This is a genomic window from Zoogloea sp. GDB6 (assembly GCF_056724105.1).
The window spans coordinates 2,823,020-2,839,521 of sequence record NZ_CM161497.1 but is presented as its reverse complement, the minus strand read 5'-3'; the positions used below and the strand labels follow the sequence as shown (position 1 = coordinate 2,839,521).

Annotated in this window: 16 protein-coding genes; 11 read left to right on the top strand and 5 right to left on the bottom strand. The window is 62.9% G+C overall.

Going from position 1 to position 16,502, the window contains the following annotated elements; genetic code table 11:
- Nucleotides 1–5 precede the first annotated feature (5 nt).
- On the bottom strand, nt 6–839 hold the full coding sequence (locus tag AC1PQG_RS12880) for a sulfotransferase (protein WP_481122924.1): 834 nt from the start codon (nt 837–839) through the stop codon (nt 6–8).
- A 73-nt stretch (nt 840–912) separates the two neighbouring features.
- Nucleotides 913–2,460 carry a methyltransferase regulatory domain-containing protein gene (locus tag AC1PQG_RS12875; protein ID WP_481122923.1) on the bottom strand — a complete coding sequence of 516 codons (1,548 nt, stop codon included), beginning with the start codon at nt 2,458–2,460 and terminating at the stop codon, nt 913–915.
- A 378-nt stretch (nt 2,461–2,838) separates the two neighbouring features.
- On the opposite strand from AC1PQG_RS12875, the gene AC1PQG_RS12870 reads away from it, so the two are divergent.
- Genes AC1PQG_RS12870 through AC1PQG_RS12850 form a run of 5 tightly spaced genes read left to right on the top strand, consistent with a single transcriptional unit; the run spans nt 2,839 to nt 7,642 of the window.
- Nucleotides 2,839–3,852, top strand: a complete 1,014-nt coding sequence (locus AC1PQG_RS12870; protein WP_481122922.1) for a sulfate ABC transporter substrate-binding protein — start codon at nt 2,839–2,841, stop codon at nt 3,850–3,852.
- Nucleotides 3,852–4,688 (top strand): sulfate ABC transporter permease subunit CysT, encoded by an 837-nt coding sequence (gene cysT, locus AC1PQG_RS12865; RefSeq protein WP_481122921.1) that lies wholly within the window; start codon nt 3,852–3,854, stop codon nt 4,686–4,688. The genes AC1PQG_RS12870 and cysT overlap by 1 nt, the downstream gene beginning before the upstream one ends.
- Nucleotides 4,688–5,581 (top strand): sulfate ABC transporter permease subunit CysW, encoded by an 894-nt coding sequence (gene cysW, locus AC1PQG_RS12860; RefSeq protein ID WP_481123004.1) that lies wholly within the window; start codon nt 4,688–4,690, stop codon nt 5,579–5,581. Before cysT ends, cysW begins: the two co-directional genes overlap by 1 nt.
- A 4-nt stretch (nt 5,582–5,585) precedes the next feature.
- Complete coding sequence (locus AC1PQG_RS12855; RefSeq protein WP_481122920.1) at nt 5,586–6,695, top strand: sulfate/molybdate ABC transporter ATP-binding protein; 1,110 nt, start codon at nt 5,586–5,588, stop codon at nt 6,693–6,695.
- Entirely contained in the window at nt 6,695–7,642 is a 948-nt protein-coding gene (locus AC1PQG_RS12850; protein WP_481122919.1) for a CysB family HTH-type transcriptional regulator, read from the top strand. The genes AC1PQG_RS12855 and AC1PQG_RS12850 overlap by 1 nt, the downstream gene beginning before the upstream one ends.
- A 72-nt stretch (nt 7,643–7,714) precedes the next feature.
- On the opposite strand, the gene AC1PQG_RS12845 is transcribed toward AC1PQG_RS12850, so the two are convergent.
- The 3 genes from AC1PQG_RS12845 to AC1PQG_RS12835 form a co-directional block, all read right to left on the bottom strand.
- Nucleotides 7,715–8,377: an RBBP9/YdeN family alpha/beta hydrolase gene (locus tag AC1PQG_RS12845; protein WP_481122918.1), complete on the bottom strand. Its 663-nt coding sequence runs from the start codon at nt 8,375–8,377 to the stop codon at nt 7,715–7,717.
- 167 nt (nt 8,378–8,544) lie between these two features.
- Nucleotides 8,545–9,804, bottom strand: coding sequence for a putative Na+/H+ antiporter (locus tag AC1PQG_RS12840; protein ID WP_481122917.1), 1,260 nt, complete (start codon nt 9,802–9,804; stop codon nt 8,545–8,547).
- A gap of 71 nt (nt 9,805–9,875) precedes the next feature.
- A complete protein-coding gene (locus AC1PQG_RS12835; protein WP_481113998.1) occupies nt 9,876–10,124 on the bottom strand; it encodes a hypothetical protein in 249 nt (82 codons plus the stop codon).
- A 187-nt stretch (nt 10,125–10,311) separates the two neighbouring features.
- Between AC1PQG_RS12835 and AC1PQG_RS12830 the strand changes: the two genes are divergently transcribed.
- The 6 genes from AC1PQG_RS12830 (at nt 10,312) to AC1PQG_RS12805 (ending at nt 16,480) form a co-directional block, all read left to right on the top strand.
- Nucleotides 10,312–11,112, top strand: coding sequence for an MOSC domain-containing protein (locus tag AC1PQG_RS12830; protein ID WP_481122916.1), 801 nt, complete (start codon nt 10,312–10,314; stop codon nt 11,110–11,112).
- A gap of 196 nt (nt 11,113–11,308) precedes the next feature.
- A complete protein-coding gene (locus tag AC1PQG_RS12825; protein WP_481122915.1) occupies nt 11,309–12,277 on the top strand; it encodes a cytochrome c3 family protein in 969 nt (322 codons plus the stop codon).
- Nucleotides 12,270–12,884: a cytochrome b/b6 domain-containing protein gene (locus AC1PQG_RS12820; protein WP_481122914.1), complete on the top strand. Its 615-nt coding sequence runs from the start codon at nt 12,270–12,272 to the stop codon at nt 12,882–12,884. The genes AC1PQG_RS12825 and AC1PQG_RS12820 overlap by 8 nt, the downstream gene beginning before the upstream one ends.
- A 47-nt stretch (nt 12,885–12,931) precedes the next feature.
- The gene (locus AC1PQG_RS12815; RefSeq protein WP_481122913.1) at nt 12,932–13,282 is read left to right on the top strand and encodes a c-type cytochrome; all 351 of its coding nucleotides are present in this window, start codon (nt 12,932–12,934) and stop codon (nt 13,280–13,282) included.
- 69 nt (nt 13,283–13,351) lie between these two features.
- Nucleotides 13,352–14,335 (top strand): DmsE family decaheme c-type cytochrome, encoded by a 984-nt coding sequence (locus AC1PQG_RS12810; RefSeq protein WP_481122912.1) that lies wholly within the window; start codon nt 13,352–13,354, stop codon nt 14,333–14,335.
- A 15-nt stretch (nt 14,336–14,350) separates the two neighbouring features.
- Nucleotides 14,351–16,480, top strand: a complete 2,130-nt coding sequence (locus AC1PQG_RS12805) for an MtrB/PioB family decaheme-associated outer membrane protein (protein ID WP_481122911.1) — start codon at nt 14,351–14,353, stop codon at nt 16,478–16,480.
- The last annotated feature ends 22 nt before the right edge of the window (nt 16,481–16,502 follow it).

The window sequence follows — 16,502 nt, the reverse complement described above, 5'->3', positions numbered from 1 at the left end:
GCCTTTTATTCGGTGGCGGATTTGATGGTGATGACGTTGCTGCGACTACCCGAGGGGTCTTTCCAGAAGGACAGTTTGCTGTATTGCTCGAACAGGTCCGGCGGGAGAATCGTGGTGCGCGTTTCAATTCCTACTTGCGGACGGATCTTGTGTAGCCCGTGCACACCCAGCGGAGCATCAAACTCCGGGGCGTCATATTGCACGTTGTTGAAATCGTGGTCGAACGATGGCTCTTCCAGGAATTGGTAGACGAGGGGGATGACTTTGTGGGGGGCTGCCGCCAGCAGATCGTAGTCCACCAACAGCAGCGATTCCGCGTGTTCGCCGTAAAACGCCTCTTTCAGAGCCGCCCAGGCATAACCGACCAGACGGTTGCGTTGGGCCAGGGTATCGACACGGCTATAAACCGTGTTGCGCTCCACATCGTCATTGAACAGGCGAGTCAGTTCGTAGGGGTTGGCGCGATAGCGTCGCTCCAGGCTGTCCATGATCCAGGCGACGTTGCGTACGCAAGCGATGATCTTGCAGCCCGGAAACTGGTCCTGCAGTGCCGGCAATTTGGCGCACCACATGCGGTTGGTATCGAAGATCACCTCCTTGTCGGAGTGATCTTCGTAATAGGACTGGAATAAACCCTTTACCAGACTCCTGCGCTGACTTTGCGTAATCACCGGACCAAATTCGCTGCCGGCTGAGAACTGATAGAGCATTCCCGAGAACAGAGCGCCAACCGGGCTGGTCATTCCAGCATGGAAGCGCGGATTCTGTTTGAGAATGGCCGCCAGCAAGGTTGAGCCCGAGCGTGGCAGGCCGGAGATGAAATGAAAAGTCTTCGACATTAAGTGGACTGTGGCGTTAACGGAGCGAGTCTAACCGTGACCAGGCTGTGGCTGGGCGTGCGTGATTCTGAATCTATGCAATCTTTAATGCTTGAAGTATGGGAAGGTGCGCCTCCATGAATTCCCGTGCTTGCTTGGTAAGGACGGCGATATTCTCCTCGGCGCTCTCCAGGGTCTTTCCTTCGTGCGTCAGTTTCTGCCCCTGCGCCTGCAGGGTCTGCCAAATCTCGTGAGCCCATTCGGCCGGCTGGGTGAGCCCCTTCTGCCTGGCCAGCAGGAAAAGCTGCTGAATTCGATTCATTGCGATCCCGCCGCCGGTGACTGGGCTGGCCAGGAAATGGATGCTGTCGCTGTCGCGGGCCTTGTTGATCAAGAGCGCGTTCAGGCGGCTGGTGTGAGTCTGGGCTACAGAAATCTGCTCGTCATCCTGGACGGCCGCCAGGCTGCCGGCGCCGGTCAGGATCATCACGGCTTCCGTTAGTTGAGCGAAGAGGACGCCCTGTTTTTTGATGATGTCTTCAATCTGGCCGATTGTCTTCGGGGCGTGATCCGACAAGACATCGAGAATTGGATTGAATACTGCCGCCTGCATTCCGACCTCACCGATTGGGCCGGCTATCCGTAGCGGCACATCCGCTCGCTTTCGTAGCAGCATGACCTTTTGGGCTCGTAAGGCATCTTCTCTTTCCAGTTGGCCCAACTTGCGCTCTCCTTTTACCCAGTAGTCCTTGCGAAACGCCTGGTTGACCATGAAGTCCCGCACCGTCTGCCGAAAGATCGGGTCTTTGATGCTTACCATGAGTGCTATTTGATCGGCCGTGAGATTCAGCGGCGCGACGTGATCGGTATAGACGGCGGAGCAGGCAAAGTTCAGCTTGGCGGGTGACAGCCATTGCGCCATGCGCGAGAAGGACATGGGCAGCCAGTCACGATTGAAATATTCGTGGGCGACGTAATGGAGGTCGTGTTCCTTGATCTTATTGAGGCGGTCGGCAATCTGGGGGTTGGCTTGAGCGAAGTGCGGGTTGGTGGCCAGCAGTTTGTCGGCAAATGCCAATGCCTCTTCGATGCGCGAGCCAACGCCCTGGCCTGCGCTGCCGATGACCTGGGCGTGCTCGGAAAGCAGGTCCCGCATGGGCACCATTGCAGCCCAGCCTGGCTGAGTGTTGTAGCTGTTGTAGAGAACGCCGCCGACTTTGAGCTTGCGCCGGACGAAATCGACGATCACCGCGCGGTTTTGGTCGCTGACCCAACTCCAGATTCCGTGCAGGCCGATACTGTCAAAATCCGGCAGGTCTGATCGGGTACAGAAATCCGCAAATGCCTGATCGGTCAGGTGAGCGTCCGCGCCGGACGCCTGTGCGAGAGATTGCGCGAGGCTGGCCTGTGCAGGGTTGAAGTCGCAACCGTGCCAGGTGCTGGCAGAAGCGGCGGCGTGGATATTGACACTCAAGCCCTGACCGAAGCCGAGTTCGCAGTGGGTGCCCAGAGACGGAGGAACAAGTCCGGCATACAAGAAGGCGAGCCGCGCGCGCAGCGGATGCAACTCCGCGTAATAGCCGTGGGTGTAGTTGATGTCGGCCATGTAGCCATCGGTCCAGTCTGCGGCATCGTAGGTCATTTCGGGGTTATGGCGTGTCCGCTAGAAAAAGTTGCAGCGTGGAAAGATGCTGTTTTGGTGGAAGCGCTGTGTTTCTTGTTGTGGCACGTGCCGGTTATGGCCGACTGCAGACTGGGCCAAGCAAGACGCCGAACGATGGTGGACTGCACGCCGTTTACGGATTGAGAACTGGGTTCTGAAGGGGAGGTGAATCCCTGCGAGTGCTCAGAATTGCTACTTTGTGTCACATCCTGTGGGGGGATGCTCGCTTATAACGCACAAATCTGTTCGATATCCCTCCATTGCACTCCAAGGAATATACAAAGCCATTTTTATTGGTTTGGTGCATCGCGACTCCTCCCTAGACTCGGGTCCTGACTCGATAAACAGGAGAATTCCATGTCCCCGACCCGTGCCGCGCTGCGTCCTGTACTGGCCTTTCTGGCTGGCCTGATGGTCTTGCCGGCGGCGCCGGCCTTGGCCGATGCCACGCTTCTCAATGTCTCCTACGATGTGTCGCGGGAGCTCTACAAGGACATCAACCCGGCCTTCATCGCCCAGTGGCAGCGCACGGCGAAGGAGAAGCTGACGATCAACCAGTCCCACGGTGGTTCGAGCAAGCAGGTCCAGGCGGTGGCGTCGGGCCTGGAGGCGGACGTGGTGACGATGAACCAGACGCCGGACATCAATGTGCTGGCCAAGCAGGGCCTGGTTGTGGCCGATTGGCAGAAGGCCTTCCCGCACGGCGCGGCGCCTTACACGACGAACACCATCTTCCTGGTACGCAAGGGCAATCCGAAGGGCATCAAGGATTGGTCCGATCTGGTCCGTCCCGGCCTGCAGGTGATCGTGCCGAACCCCAAGACATCCGGCAACGGCCGCTACACCTATCTGGCGGCGTGGGGCTATGCGCTGCAGAAGACCGGCAGCGACGCCGGTGCGCGGGACTTCGTGACCAAGCTGTTCGCCAACGTGCCGGTGCTCGACGGCGGCGGCCGCGGGGCGACGACGACCTTCACGCAGCGTGACATCGGGGACGTGCTGATCACCTTCGAGAACGAGGCGGTGCTGATCGACCAGGAAGTGGGTGGCGACAAGTTCGACGTGGTCTATCCGTCCCTGTCCATCGAGGCTGCCGCGCCGGTGGCTGTGGTGAGCAAGGTGGTGGACAAGCGCGGCACGCGCAAGCAGGCCACCGCCTACCTGAACTTCCTGTTCTCGCCGGAGGGCCAGGAGATCATCGCCAAGCACCATTTCCGTCCGGTCGATCCGGCAATCCTGAAGAAGTACGCCAGCCGTTTCCCGGCCGTGAAGACCTTTACGGTGGAAGGCAAGCTGGGCGGTTGGGATGCGGTGCAGAAGACCCATTTCGCCGACGGCGGCGTGTATGACCAGATCGTGGTGAAACGCTGATGGCTGCGACGAATTCGACCCGGGTGCTGCCGGGCTTCGGCCTCAGCCTCGGTTACACGCTGACCTGGCTGTCGCTGATCGTGCTGATCCCGCTGGTGGCGGTGTTCCTGAAGGCCGGCTCCCTCGGTGCAGATCACTTCATCGCCGCGGTGTCGTCGCCGCGGGTGCTGGCGTCCTATCGCCTGACCTTCGGTGCGTCGCTGATCGCCGCGCTGATCAACACCGTCTTCGGTCTGATGCTGGCGTGGGCGCTGGTGCGTTATTCCTTCCCCGGCAAGCGCCTGGTGGATGCGCTGGTGGATCTGCCGTTCGCGCTGCCGACGGCGGTGGCGGGTATCGCGCTGACCGCGCTGTACGCCAAGAACGGCTGGGTCGGCAAGCTGCTGGAGCCGCTGGGCATCCAGGTGGCCTTCACGCCGCTGGGCGTGCTGGTGGCGCTGATCTTCATCGGCCTGCCGTTTGTGGTGCGCACGGTGCAGCCGATCCTGGAGGATCTGGATACCGAGTATGAAGAAGCTGCTGTGAGCCTTGGTGCCAACCGCTGGCAGGCTTTCCGCCACGTGGTCTTCCCGACCGTGCTGCCGGCGTTGATGACCGGCTTCGCGATGGCCTTTGCCCGCGCGGTGGGGGAATACGGTTCGGTGATCTTCATCGCCGGCAACATTCCGCTGGTGTCCGAGATCACCCCGCTGATGATCATTACCAAGCTTGAGCAATACGACTACGCCGGCGCGACTGCGATCGCCGTGGTCATGCTGCTGATTTCGTTCGTGCTGCTGCTGATCATCAACGGCCTGCAGGCATGGACTGCCAAACGTACCGGGAGGGAACGCTGATGTCCGGCGCTGCTGCTGTATTGCATGGGTCGGCGGATCACGCCGCCCGATTCGAATCGAAGGCCGCCACGCGCGAACCGGCGCTGGTGAAGTGGGGCATCCTGGCGCTGTCGCTGACCTTCTTCAGCATCTTTCTGCTGCTGCCGCTGATCACGGTGTTCGTGGAGGCGCTGCGCAAGGGCTGGGATGTGTATTTCGCTGCGCTGATCGAGCCCGATGCGTGGGCGGCGATCAAGCTGACGCTGATCGCCGCGGCGATCTCGGTGCCGCTCAACCTGGCGTTCGGCGTGGCCGCGGCGTGGGCGATCACCAAGTTCGAGTTCCGCGGCAAGCACCTGCTGATCACGCTGATCGACCTGCCGTTCTCGGTGTCGCCGGTGGTGTCGGGCCTGATCTACGTGCTGGTTTTCGGTGCCCAGGGCTGGTTCGGCCCGTGGCTGTCGGAGCACGACATGAAGGTGATCTTCGCGGTGCCGGGCATCGTGCTGGCGACAGTCTTCGTGACCTTCCCCTTCGTGGCCCGCGAGCTGATCCCGCTGATGGAAGCCCAGGGGCGCGACGAGGAAGAAGCCGCCGTGGTGCTGGGTGCGCGGGGCTGGCAGACCTTCTGGTATGTGACCCTGCCCAACGTGAAGTGGGGCCTGCTGTACGGCGTGATCCTGTGTAATGCCCGTGCGATGGGCGAGTTCGGCGCGGTGAGCGTGGTGTCCGGCCACATCCGCGGCCAGACCAACACGATGCCGCTGCACGTGGAAATTCTTTACAACGAATACCAGTTTGCCGCCGCCTTTGCGGTGGCCTCCCTGCTGGCGCTGCTGGCGCTCGTGACCCTGGTCATCAAGACCTGGGTGGAGCATCAGGCCGGCAAGTCGAGCCAGCAATCCGAGGAATGAGATCATGAGTATCCAGGTTCACAACATCCGCAAGGAATTCGGCAGTTTCACCGCCCTCAACGACGTGTCGCTGGATTTCCCCACCGGCGAACTGGTGGCGCTGCTCGGCCCGTCCGGCTGCGGCAAGACCACGCTGTTGCGCATCATCGCCGGCCTGGAGTCGGCGGACAGCGGCAAGGTGCTGCTGGATGGCGCCGACGCCTCCGACACCCATGTGCGCGAACGCCAGGTGGGTTTCGTGTTCCAGCATTACGCGCTGTTCCGCCACATGACGGTGTTCGACAATGTGGCCTTCGGCATGCGCATGAAGCCGCGCAGCCAGCGCCCGTCGGAAAGCGCCATCAAGGCCAAGGTGACCGAGCTGCTCAAGCTGGTGCAGCTCGACTGGGTGGCGGATCGTTTCCCGTCCCAGCTGTCCGGCGGCCAGCGTCAGCGCATCGCGCTGGCCCGCGCGCTGGCGGTTGAGCCCCGCGTGCTGCTGCTCGACGAGCCTTTCGGCGCGCTGGATGCAAAGGTGCGCAAGGAGCTGCGCCGCTGGCTGCGCCGCCTGCACGACGAACTGCACATCACCTCCATCTTCGTGACCCACGACCAGGAAGAGGCGCTGGAAGTGGCCGACCGGGTGGTGCTGATGGACCACGGCAAGGTGGAGCAGGTGGGCACGCCGGAAGAGGTGTACCGCCACCCGGCGTCGCCCTTCGTATATGGCTTCCTCGGTTCGGTGAACCTGTTCCACGGCCGCGTGGATGGCCAGAAAGTGCATGTGGGCGACGACGTGCTGGCGCCGGGCAAGGTGGATCTGGCGACCGGCTCCGAGGTGTTCGCCTTTGCCCGTCCGCACGAGCTGAACATCGTCGTCAATCCGCAGGAAGCCGGTGGTGTGTCGGCGAAGATCAGCCGCATCCTGGCTTTCGGCGTGACGGCCCGTGTGGAGCTCGACGGGCTCAACGGCTCGACCGGCCAGCTGTTCGAAGTCGAGGTGACCCGTGACGAGGTGCAGCGCCTCGGCCTGGAGGAAGGGCAGACGGTTCGTCTGGTACCCTCGCGCCTGCGGGTTTTTGAACGCAATGCAGACAAGAATGGCGCCGAGCAGGCGCCCAACTGGGTGATCTGATGAATTTTCAGCAACTGCGCATCATTCATGAAACGGTGCGCCGCAATTTCAACCTGACGGAGGTGGCCAATGCGCTGTTCACCTCCCAGTCAGGGGTCTCCAAGCACATCAAGGACCTGGAAGACGAGCTGGGCCTCGAGCTGTTCATCCGCAAGGGGAAACGCCTGCTCGGGCTGACCGAGCCGGGGCAGGAGCTGGTCCATATCGTGGACCGCATGCTGATGGACGCCCGCAACATCAAGAGCATCGCCGACCAGTTCAGCAACAAGGATCACGGCCAGCTGACCATCGTCACTACCCACACCCAGGCGCGTTATGCGTTGCCGCGGGTGGTGACCCAGTTCAAGCAGGCCTTCCCGAAGGTGCATCTGGTGCTGCACCAGGCCAGCCCGACGGAGATCGTCACGATGCTGCAGGACGGCCGTGCCGACATCGGCATCGCCACCGAGTCGCTGGCCGGCGTGGCGGACTTCGTGTCCTTTCCGTACTACGGCTGGCATCACTCGGTGATCGTGCCGGCCGGCCATCCGCTGGAGTCGGTCGAGCCGCTGACGCTGGAGGCGATCGCCGAATACCCGGTGATCACCTACCACGAGGGCTTTACCGGTCGAACCAAGATCGACGAGACCTTCGCCAAGGCCGGGCTGACGCCGGACGTGGTGATGTCGGCCCTCGATGCGGACGTGATTAAGGCGTACGTGGAATTGGGGCTGGGTGTCGGCATCGTGGCTTCGATGGCCTATGACGGGCACCGCGACCAGGGCCTCAAGATGCTGCCGAGCAGCCATCTGTTCGAGGAGAACGTGACGCGCATCGCGGTGCGTCGCGGTCACTTCCTGCGCGGTTTCGCCTATCGCTTCATCGAGCTGTGCTCGGAGGAGCTGACCGAGAGCGTAGTGCGTTCGGCGCTGCGCCCCGAGAAGGATGGCTACGCCGGCGAGTTCTGATCCTGCCAGGCTCGCAGGATTGTCGGCATAAGGAAACAGCCCCGCTTTGTGCGGGGCTGTTGCGTTTCCAGGCTAGGGGCGTCCGCGCGTGCCGTGGCGCAGGCGGGCGAGGGCGCCATGGCGGCCCCGACGCACGAGGGTGATGTCGTCGATGCTGCCGAGAGGCAGGTCCTCGGCGGAGGCCTTCAGGGCGTGCAGTAGTTCCAGGCCGCGCGGCCACGGGCCGTGACCGGAGTCCACATTGATGTGACCGGCGGCGCCGATCTCCACCAGGTGGCTGCCCCAGCTGTCGGCCCAGTAGGCGGCGGAGGACAGGCGTACCCACGGATCGTTGGTGCTGGCGACGACGATGCTCGGTGCGCCGATGGCATCACGGGGAATCCAGCGGCTCAGGCCCTCATCCTCCGGATGGGAGTCCTCGTCGCGCAGGCCGAAGGGCGTGAAGCGTTCAGGATCGGCCGGCGCGACGAGCAGCAGGCCGGCCACCCGGTTGAGGCGGTCGCTGGCGGCGACGACGGAGGCGAGGCAGCCGAAGCTGTGGGCGACGAGCCAGACCGGGCCGGGCGAGGCGTCGATCTCGTCGCGGACGGTTTGTGCCCAGCGGGCCAGAACCGGGTTTTCCCAGTCGATGCCACGGACCCGGCGGGCGTCGGGAAGCTGGGTTTCCAGCCAGGTCTGCCAGTGGGCGGGGCCGCTGCCGTGGAAGCCGGGAACGATGAGGGTGGTGTGGTGCATGGGGCGCTTTCCGGTGCAGAACGGCGCGGGCGGAGCGGCGTGGTTGCCGCTTCGCCCGCATTCTGCTGCCTGTGTCACGTTTTATGGGATGGGGGCAGTCTAGGCAGCGGCGGCGGCAGACTGAACCAAGAAAAACGTGGAAGCTTATTCGGCGCGCAGGATTGTGCTTACAGCAGCAGGAAGGCGCTGCCCGCCACCAGCGTCGGCAGCAGCGCGGCGACGAACAGCCCGCCGGCGTTGATCGACTCGTCGTCGAAACTGCCGCGCAGGATGGCGCTGCCCGCGGGGTTGGGGGCGTTGGCGATGATGGTGAGGCCGCCGCCGGTCACGGCGCCGCTGACCAGTGCGTACTTGAAGGCATCGCTGAGCCCTTCGACGAGGGAGCCCAGGTAGGTCAGCGCGGCGTTGTCGGTAACGGCGGTGAGGAGGGTCGCGCCGACGAAGACCGCATCGCTGCTCATGCTCATCAGCAGCGGCTGCAGCCACCATTGCTGCTGCCCGCCGAGCACGACCAGGCCGGCCAGGAAGAAGGCCACCAGCAGGCCTTCGCGCAGGATCAGGCGGTCTTGGTGGCGGGCGTAGGCGTCGGCGACGCCCAGGAAAAACAGGAACAGGCCCAGGAAGATTGCCGGATGGTGGGCGGACACCACGACGCCGCACAGGAACAGCAGGTGCACCAGTGTCAGCGCCAGCGGAACACGCTGCGTGTCGGCTTCGCTGGCCGCGGGGCGAAGGGCTGCGAGTTCACGGCGGAAGGCCAGCGTGGCGCCGAGAGCGTTGATGCCGACGGCGAGCGCGGCCTTCCAGCCGAACTGGCTCAGCATGAAGTGGGTGTCCCAGCCCCACTTGCCGGCGACCATCAGCACCGGCGGTGCGGCGAAGGGGGTCAGCGTGCCACCGATGGAGATGTTGACGAACAGCACGCCGAGGGTCGCGTACTTCAGGCGCGTGGACAGGCCGCGGCTGAAGAACTCGTCGCGCAGCATCAGCGCCGCCAGCGTCATGGCTGCCGGTTCGGTGATAAAGGAGCCGAGCAGCGGTACCAGCGCGAGCACCGTGAAGTAGCCGGCCGCTGGGCCGGGCAGCGGCACAGCACGTGCCGTCAGACGGACGAGTCCGCTGGCAGCGTGGAGGATCGGGCGCGTGCCGGCGATGACCATGATCGCAAAGACGAACATCGGCTCGGTGAAATTGCGCGATTCGATATAGGCGGTGGCCGGCTGGGCGCCGTCGATGGAGAACATCGCCACGAGCAGGACCATCGCCCAGAAGCCGAACACCACCTCCACCTCGCCGAGCAGGTGCCAGATGCCCGCATGTGTGGGGCGCGTATGGGCGAGGTGCTCGAAGAAGCGGGTGGAGAAGGTATGCAGGATGGCGACCGCGAAGAGGGTCGCGCCGATGAGCTGGATGGCACTGGGCGTCATGGAATCAGGGCAAGGTGTCGGGTGTCGTTTTCATGCAGAGCCCATGCCCATGCACTTGGTTCCCGCATCCGTCAGCGGCGTGCGCGACCGCGGGGGGGCGTGAAGGGCTTGGCGGCGGCCGGCTTGCTGTATTCCTTGAAAACGCGCTTGGCATCCTGCTCGGCGCGCAGTTGGGTGCAGATCGAGGGATCGTCGTCGTGGCCGCTGAAGTAGCCGTCGGCCTGAGCCTTCATGACGAGCTGGATGGCGGCCTGTTCGGTGAGCTTGTAGCGCTCGAAGAGGAGGGTGGCGACTTCGTCCAGGTGTTCTTCGTAGGTCATGGGAGGCAGGGCCGCCGGGCGGCAATCGGTTACGGGCCGCTATTTTAAAGCGCCCGGGCGATCCGTGTCCGATTGCCGCTGCCGGAGGGCTGCCGGGATAATCAGTGTGTTCGCCGGCAGGCTGCTTCGACGGCCTGCCATTTCATCCCGTAATCCGGGTATCCAAGCCCAACAGAGAGAGAACATCATGTCCGACAACCCGCTGATCCTTTCCGCCCTCTATCGTTACCCGGTCAAGTCCATGCGCGGCGAGCGCCTTGATGCCAGCCCGGTGAGCCCGATCGGCCTGCCTTTCGACCGCCACTGGATGGTCGGCGACCCCAATGGGCGCCTGATGACCGGCCGGGAATATCCCGAACTGGTGTTGATCGACGCCGCTCCCGCGGCGGACGGCGTCCGTCTGTCGGCGCCGGGGCGTGAGCCACTGTTCGTGCCCAACACGGCCTTCACCAAGCCGCATCCGGCGACGGTGTGGAGCGACACGTTTTCGGCATGGCACGGTGCGGACGAGGCCGACGACTGGATCTCGGCCTACGTGGGCGCGCGGCTGAAGTTCCTGTGGATCGGTGCCGAGACGTCCCGGCATTTAAGAAATGACGCTGCCGTGCCGCTTTCTTTTGCTGACGGCTTTCCGTTGCTGCTGGCCACTCAGGCCTCGCTGGACGATCTGTCCGCACGGGTCGGGCGTCCGCTGGAGATGGAGCGCTTCCGGCCCAACCTGGTGGTAACGGGGTGCGATGCCTTTGCGGAGGACGGCTGGACGCGCCTGCGCATCGGCGGGGCCGTGTTCCGCATTGCCAAGCCCTGTGAGCGCTGTGTGTTCACCACCGTCGATCCGCACACCGGGCGCAAGGGGTTGGACCAGGAACCCCTGCGCACGCTGGCCCAGTATCGGCGGACGCCTGCCGGGGTGATCTTCGGGCAGAACGTGATCGCCGAGGGGCGCTCCGATCTGCATGTCGGCATGCCGGTCGAGATTCTCGAGTGACGGATGTCATGGAGAAAACTTGACAAGGGGGTGGGGAAACACCTATTCCGGAGAGCATGCCGGTGTCGCATAAATGCTTACAGAGTCGCGCCAGACCTTGATCTTGATCAACAGGGGTGCATTTCATGTGTATCGAAATGTTCTGGCAAAACGGGACGCACTGATAATTCGACGGTCGGAATTCAGAGGAAATCACGTGTTTGCCAATTTCAAGAACAAGCTGTGCGGCGCCCTGGCCTTGCTGGTCATGCTGACTGCCACGGCATTTGCCGACGATCCCCCCCCAACGCCGGAAGAGCTGGCCAAGATCAAGACGGCCAATGTCGAGTGTCTGACCTGTCACTCGGAGGCAGGGCTCAAGAAGCCGCCCAAGGAAGGGCTGGATCTCAAGAAACTGCGTAATTACCTCGTCGATGTGGATACCTATACGGCGTCCGATCACGGGCAGATGGCATGCTCCAAATGCCATGGCGACGGCTACGACAAGCATCCTCATGCAGCCAAGGCGAAGGAAGGCCTGAGCGAATGCCAGGACTGCCACGCCCGCAAGGCGATGCGCATCGAGCGCCAGTTCGACAAGTCGGTGCATGCCGAGCATCTCAGCGACAGCTTCACCTGCTCGACCTGCCACGATCCGCACGTGATGACGCTGGCCTCCAAGCTGCGCGACCCGCACAAGATCGTGGCCCAGGACAACAAGATCTGCCTGGACTGCCACGACTCCGACCTGGCCTTCGCCAAGATCGCGCCGGAGAAGAAGAAGCGTCCGCCCATCGACGATATCCACAGCTGGCTGCCCAACACCCGCCTGCACTGGCAGGCTGTGCGCTGCATCGAGTGTCACACGCCGACGGAGGACAAGCTGTCCCTGTCCCACGAGATCCTGAACAAGGACAAGGCCGAGAAGAAGTGCGCCACCTGCCACAGCGCCAACACGTCGCTGAATGCGCGCCTCTACCGTCACCTGGCCAAGGAAGAGCAGAACAAGTACGGCTTCCTCAACAGCGTGATCCTCAGCAATTCGTACGTGGTGGGGGCGACCCGCAACCCGTCCATCGACTGGATCGTGATCGGCCTGTTCGTCGCCACCGTCGTCGGCGTGATCGGCCACGGCCTGGTCCGCATCATCACCACCCGCATGCGCCGGAGCAAGAACCATGACTAATCGCGTTTTCATGCTGCCCCTGTGGATCCGCCTGTGGCACTGGAGCAATGCGCTGGCGATCATCGTGCTGGCGGTGACCGGCGTCAGCCTGCACTTTTCCAATCCCGACCTGCCACTGGTGGAGTTCTCGCTGGCCGCCCGCATCCACAACGTGGCCGGTGTGTGCCTGGCCGGTTTGTACGTGGTCTTCGTGGTCGGCAACATCGTCACCGGCAACTGGTGGCAGTATGTGCCGAAGCCGCCCGGCATCATCGGGCGCTGCCTCAAGCAGATGCAGTTCTATGGCTCGGGCATCTTCAAGGGCGAGAAGGAACCCTTTCCGCCGACTCCCGAGGTCAATTTCAACGCGCTGCAGGCGGTCACCTACTGGTCGATCATGTACCTGGTGCTGCCGGTGGTCATCGCCACCGGGCTGATCTTCCTATACCCGCAGTTCGCCCCCGACCGCCTTTTCGGCCTCGACGGCCTGCTGCCGATCGCCCTGGTCCATTACCTCGGCGCCGCGGCGATCGTGCTGTTCGCAGTCAGCCACATCTACCTGGGCACCATGGGGCCCAAGGTTTCCAGCCTGTTCAAGATGATGATCAGCGGCTGGTACGAGCATTGATTTCCCGTTCCAACTCAAGCAATAAACATCCTCGAGGAGAGTCGCACATGAAATCCAAATTGACCGCAGTGGTGGTGTCCGGCCTTTGCGCATCCGGCCTGATGCTGTCCGCCCAAGCCTTCGCCTTCGATGCCGATGCCGCCCAGGCCCTGGCCAAGAAGGAAGGCTGTACCAAGTGCCACGCGGTAGACAAGAAGAAGGAGGCCAAGTCCCTGACCGAGATTTCCAAGTCCTTCAAGGGCAAGCCGGATGCGGAAGCCAAGCTGCTGCATCACCTCACCTCCGGCGAGATGGTCAAGTTCGATGACGGCAAGGAAGAGGAGCACAAGATCCTCAAGACCAAGGACAAGGCCGAGATCAAGAATCTGACCGACTGGATTCTGTCCCTCGGCAAGTAAGCCGTTCGGGTGGGATGCCCGACTTGCAGGGCATCCCGGACAACGCAGGTAGTACCAGGGAGAAACAACATGAAATTTCTGCGACAGCTGATCGCCTCATGCATGGTGCTTGGGGCATTGGCGGGCAGCACCGCCGTGCTGGCGGCCGATGCCCCGACGAGCGGCGGCAAACCGCCTGCCAAGGATCTCGTGCTGAAGGGCGACGCCAAGTGCACGTCCTGCCATGACGAGAGCGACGAACCCAAACTGCTCCATATTGGCAAGACCAAGCACGGCAGCCTGGCCGACGGCCGCACACCGAGTTGCACCAGCTGTCACGGCGACAGCGACAAGCACGTCAACAACCCCGAAAAGCTGAAGGAACGCCCGGCCGTCGACCGCAGCTTCGGCAAGTCGTCGAAGCTCAGCGCCGATGAGAAGAGCGCCGCCTGTACGACCTGCCACCAGGGCGGCAAGCACATCAACTGGAACACCAGCGCCCACGCCAACCGGGATGTCTCGTGTACCTCCTGCCACCAGGTCCATGCCGGCAAGGACAAGGTCCGCGACAAGCGTACCCAGGCGGAAGTCTGCTACACCTGCCACAAGCAGCAGCGCGCCGAGGCCAACAAGCCGTCGCACCACCCGATCCCCGAAGGCAAGATGACCTGCTCGGATTGCCACAACGCGCATGGCTCGGCCGGTCCGAAGATGTTGGTCAAGGACTCCACCAACGCCACCTGCTACACCTGCCACGCCGAGAAGCGCGGCCCCTTCGTGCATAACCACCAGCCGGTCGTCGAGGATTGCGGCAACTGCCACAACCCCCACGGCACCACGGCGGACGCGATGCTCAAGGCGCGCCAGCCCTTCCTGTGCCAGCAGTGTCATGGCGACTCCTCGCACCCGGGCAACATCCCGGCGACCCGCGGCAACCTGCCCAATGCGGTCAGCACCAACATCGGCCCGGGCATGGCCCAGGCGCGCGGCTGCATGAACTGCCATACCAACATCCATGGCAGCAACAGCCCCAGCAATGCGACGTCCAGCGGCCCGTTCCGCTTCTTCCGCTGAGCGAGGAGGATGATCATGAGCAAGCATCTGAATTTCCGGCAGACTGCCATTGTCATGGCCTTGTCAGCGGTGTTTCCGGTCGCCAGCGTGTGGGCGGATGAAGTCGAGGAGCTGACCAGCCCCAACAAGACCGAGGCGGCGCTCAACCTGCCGTACTACAGCGCGGTGAATCCGCTGTACCGCCAGTACAGCGGCGTCAACAACGAAGGCTTCAACGGCAACGTGGACATCGACGTGGTGCGCCGCGACGAGGAGGCCAAGTGGTTCAAGCTGAACGCCCGCAATCTCGGCCTGCGCACCCAGGAGCTGAGCATCCGCTACGAGAAGCAGGGCGACTGGTCACTGGGCCTCAGCTATGACCAGATCCCGCGCTACGCTCCCTATGACGTGACGACGGCGGTGCAGGGCGTTGGCCGCAACACGATCGTGCAGCCCAATATCGCCAGCACGGCGGGGGCTGCCAACAATCCGAACGCCTACGACGTCACCCTCAAGACCGAGCGCGACATCACCACGCTGACCGCCAGCAAGTTCGTTGCCGAGGGGCTCAAGCTGGGCTTCTCGTTCAAGAACGAGGACAAGACCGGTACGCGCATGGACGGCGTGCGCGGCGTGGCCGGTACCGGAACGCCCAACCTGTACAGCGGCTTCCTGTTCTCGCCGGAGCCCATCGACCAGAACCACAAGCAGTTCGAGGCCACGGTCGATTACACCACCGAGAAGTACCAGCTCACCGGTGGTTATTACGGGAGCTTCCTGAGCACCAAGTACAACGCGCTGACCGTCGTGCCGGGCACCAACACGGCGCTGGTTGCCACCGGTCTGTCGCCGATCGCGCTGGCGCCGGACAACTCGGTGCAGCAGTTCTACGTGAATGGCGCCTACAACTTCACGAAGGATACGCGGGCGAGCCTGAAAGTGTCCTACTCCGAAGGCCGCCAGGACGACACCTTCCTGACAGGGCAGGCGACTCTGCCGGGCATCGGCGCAAACCTGATGGGCGTGGTGCGGACTACCGAAGTTTTCTCGTCGATCACTTCGCGGATCAACAAGGACCTCAAACTGCTGGCCTCCTGGCGTTACGAGGATCGGCAGGACAAGACGCCGATCCGTCTGTTCGCCACCACGACCAGCGCCGGCGTAACGACCAATTACTACAACAACCCCGAATCCCATGTGGCCAACTGGGGCAAGCTCGAAGCGGATTACCGCATCGGTGGTGGCTACAGCCTGACCGCCGGTCTCGATTATTCCGACAAGAGCAGCCTCGAGTGGGAGCGCCACCGGGTTTCCGAAACCACCTCCCGCGTGGCCTTGCGCAAGACCATGAGCGAGACGGTGAATGGCACCCTGTCGCTGGCCCACTCGGAGCGCACGGGTTCGGACTGGTTCGGCGCCAGCGCGCCGCCGATCTATCCGGTGTATCTGGCCGACCGCAATCGCGACAAGGTCCGCGGCATGCTCGACTGGAGCGCGACCGAGAGCCTGAACCTGCAGGTCGCGTACGAAGCCTATTTCGACGACTACCGCAAGAGTACCTACGGCCTCGACAAGGGCAAAGGGCAGGTGCTGTCCCTGGACGGTACCTATGCAGTCAGCGATATCTGGAAGCTGAACGCCTGGTATTCAAAGCAGTTGGGCGAATCGTCCCAGAACATGCAGGGCGCGGCGTGTACGACCGGCAGTAACAGCAACTGCACGGTCAATACCTTCCGCACCGGCGCGCTCATTCAGTGGGATGCGACGCTCAAGCAGAACTCCGACCAGTTCGGTCTGGGTGTGAATGGCAAGGTGAAGATGGTGGATGTGGGTGCCCAGTTCCTGTACTCCCAGGACACCAACAAGCAGCTGATCGGCAACCTGCCGGCTACCACCTGCACCAATGCGACCTGCACCACGACGGGAGCCCTGGCATCCGGAATGGGGGTCTTGCCGGACACCAAGTACACGCAGAACACCCTAAAGCTGAACGCGACCTATCCGGTCAGCAAGCAAACCCGCGTGCGCCTGGATTACATCTACGACCTGCGCAAGATGGACGACTACACCTGGTCGCAGTGGGTGTATGCGGACGGCACCAAGGTCTTTGTGAAGCCGGATCAGGTTACGCAGATCATCGGCCTGTCGCTGCTGCATTCGTTCTAAGCGTTTCCTGAGGCACCAAACA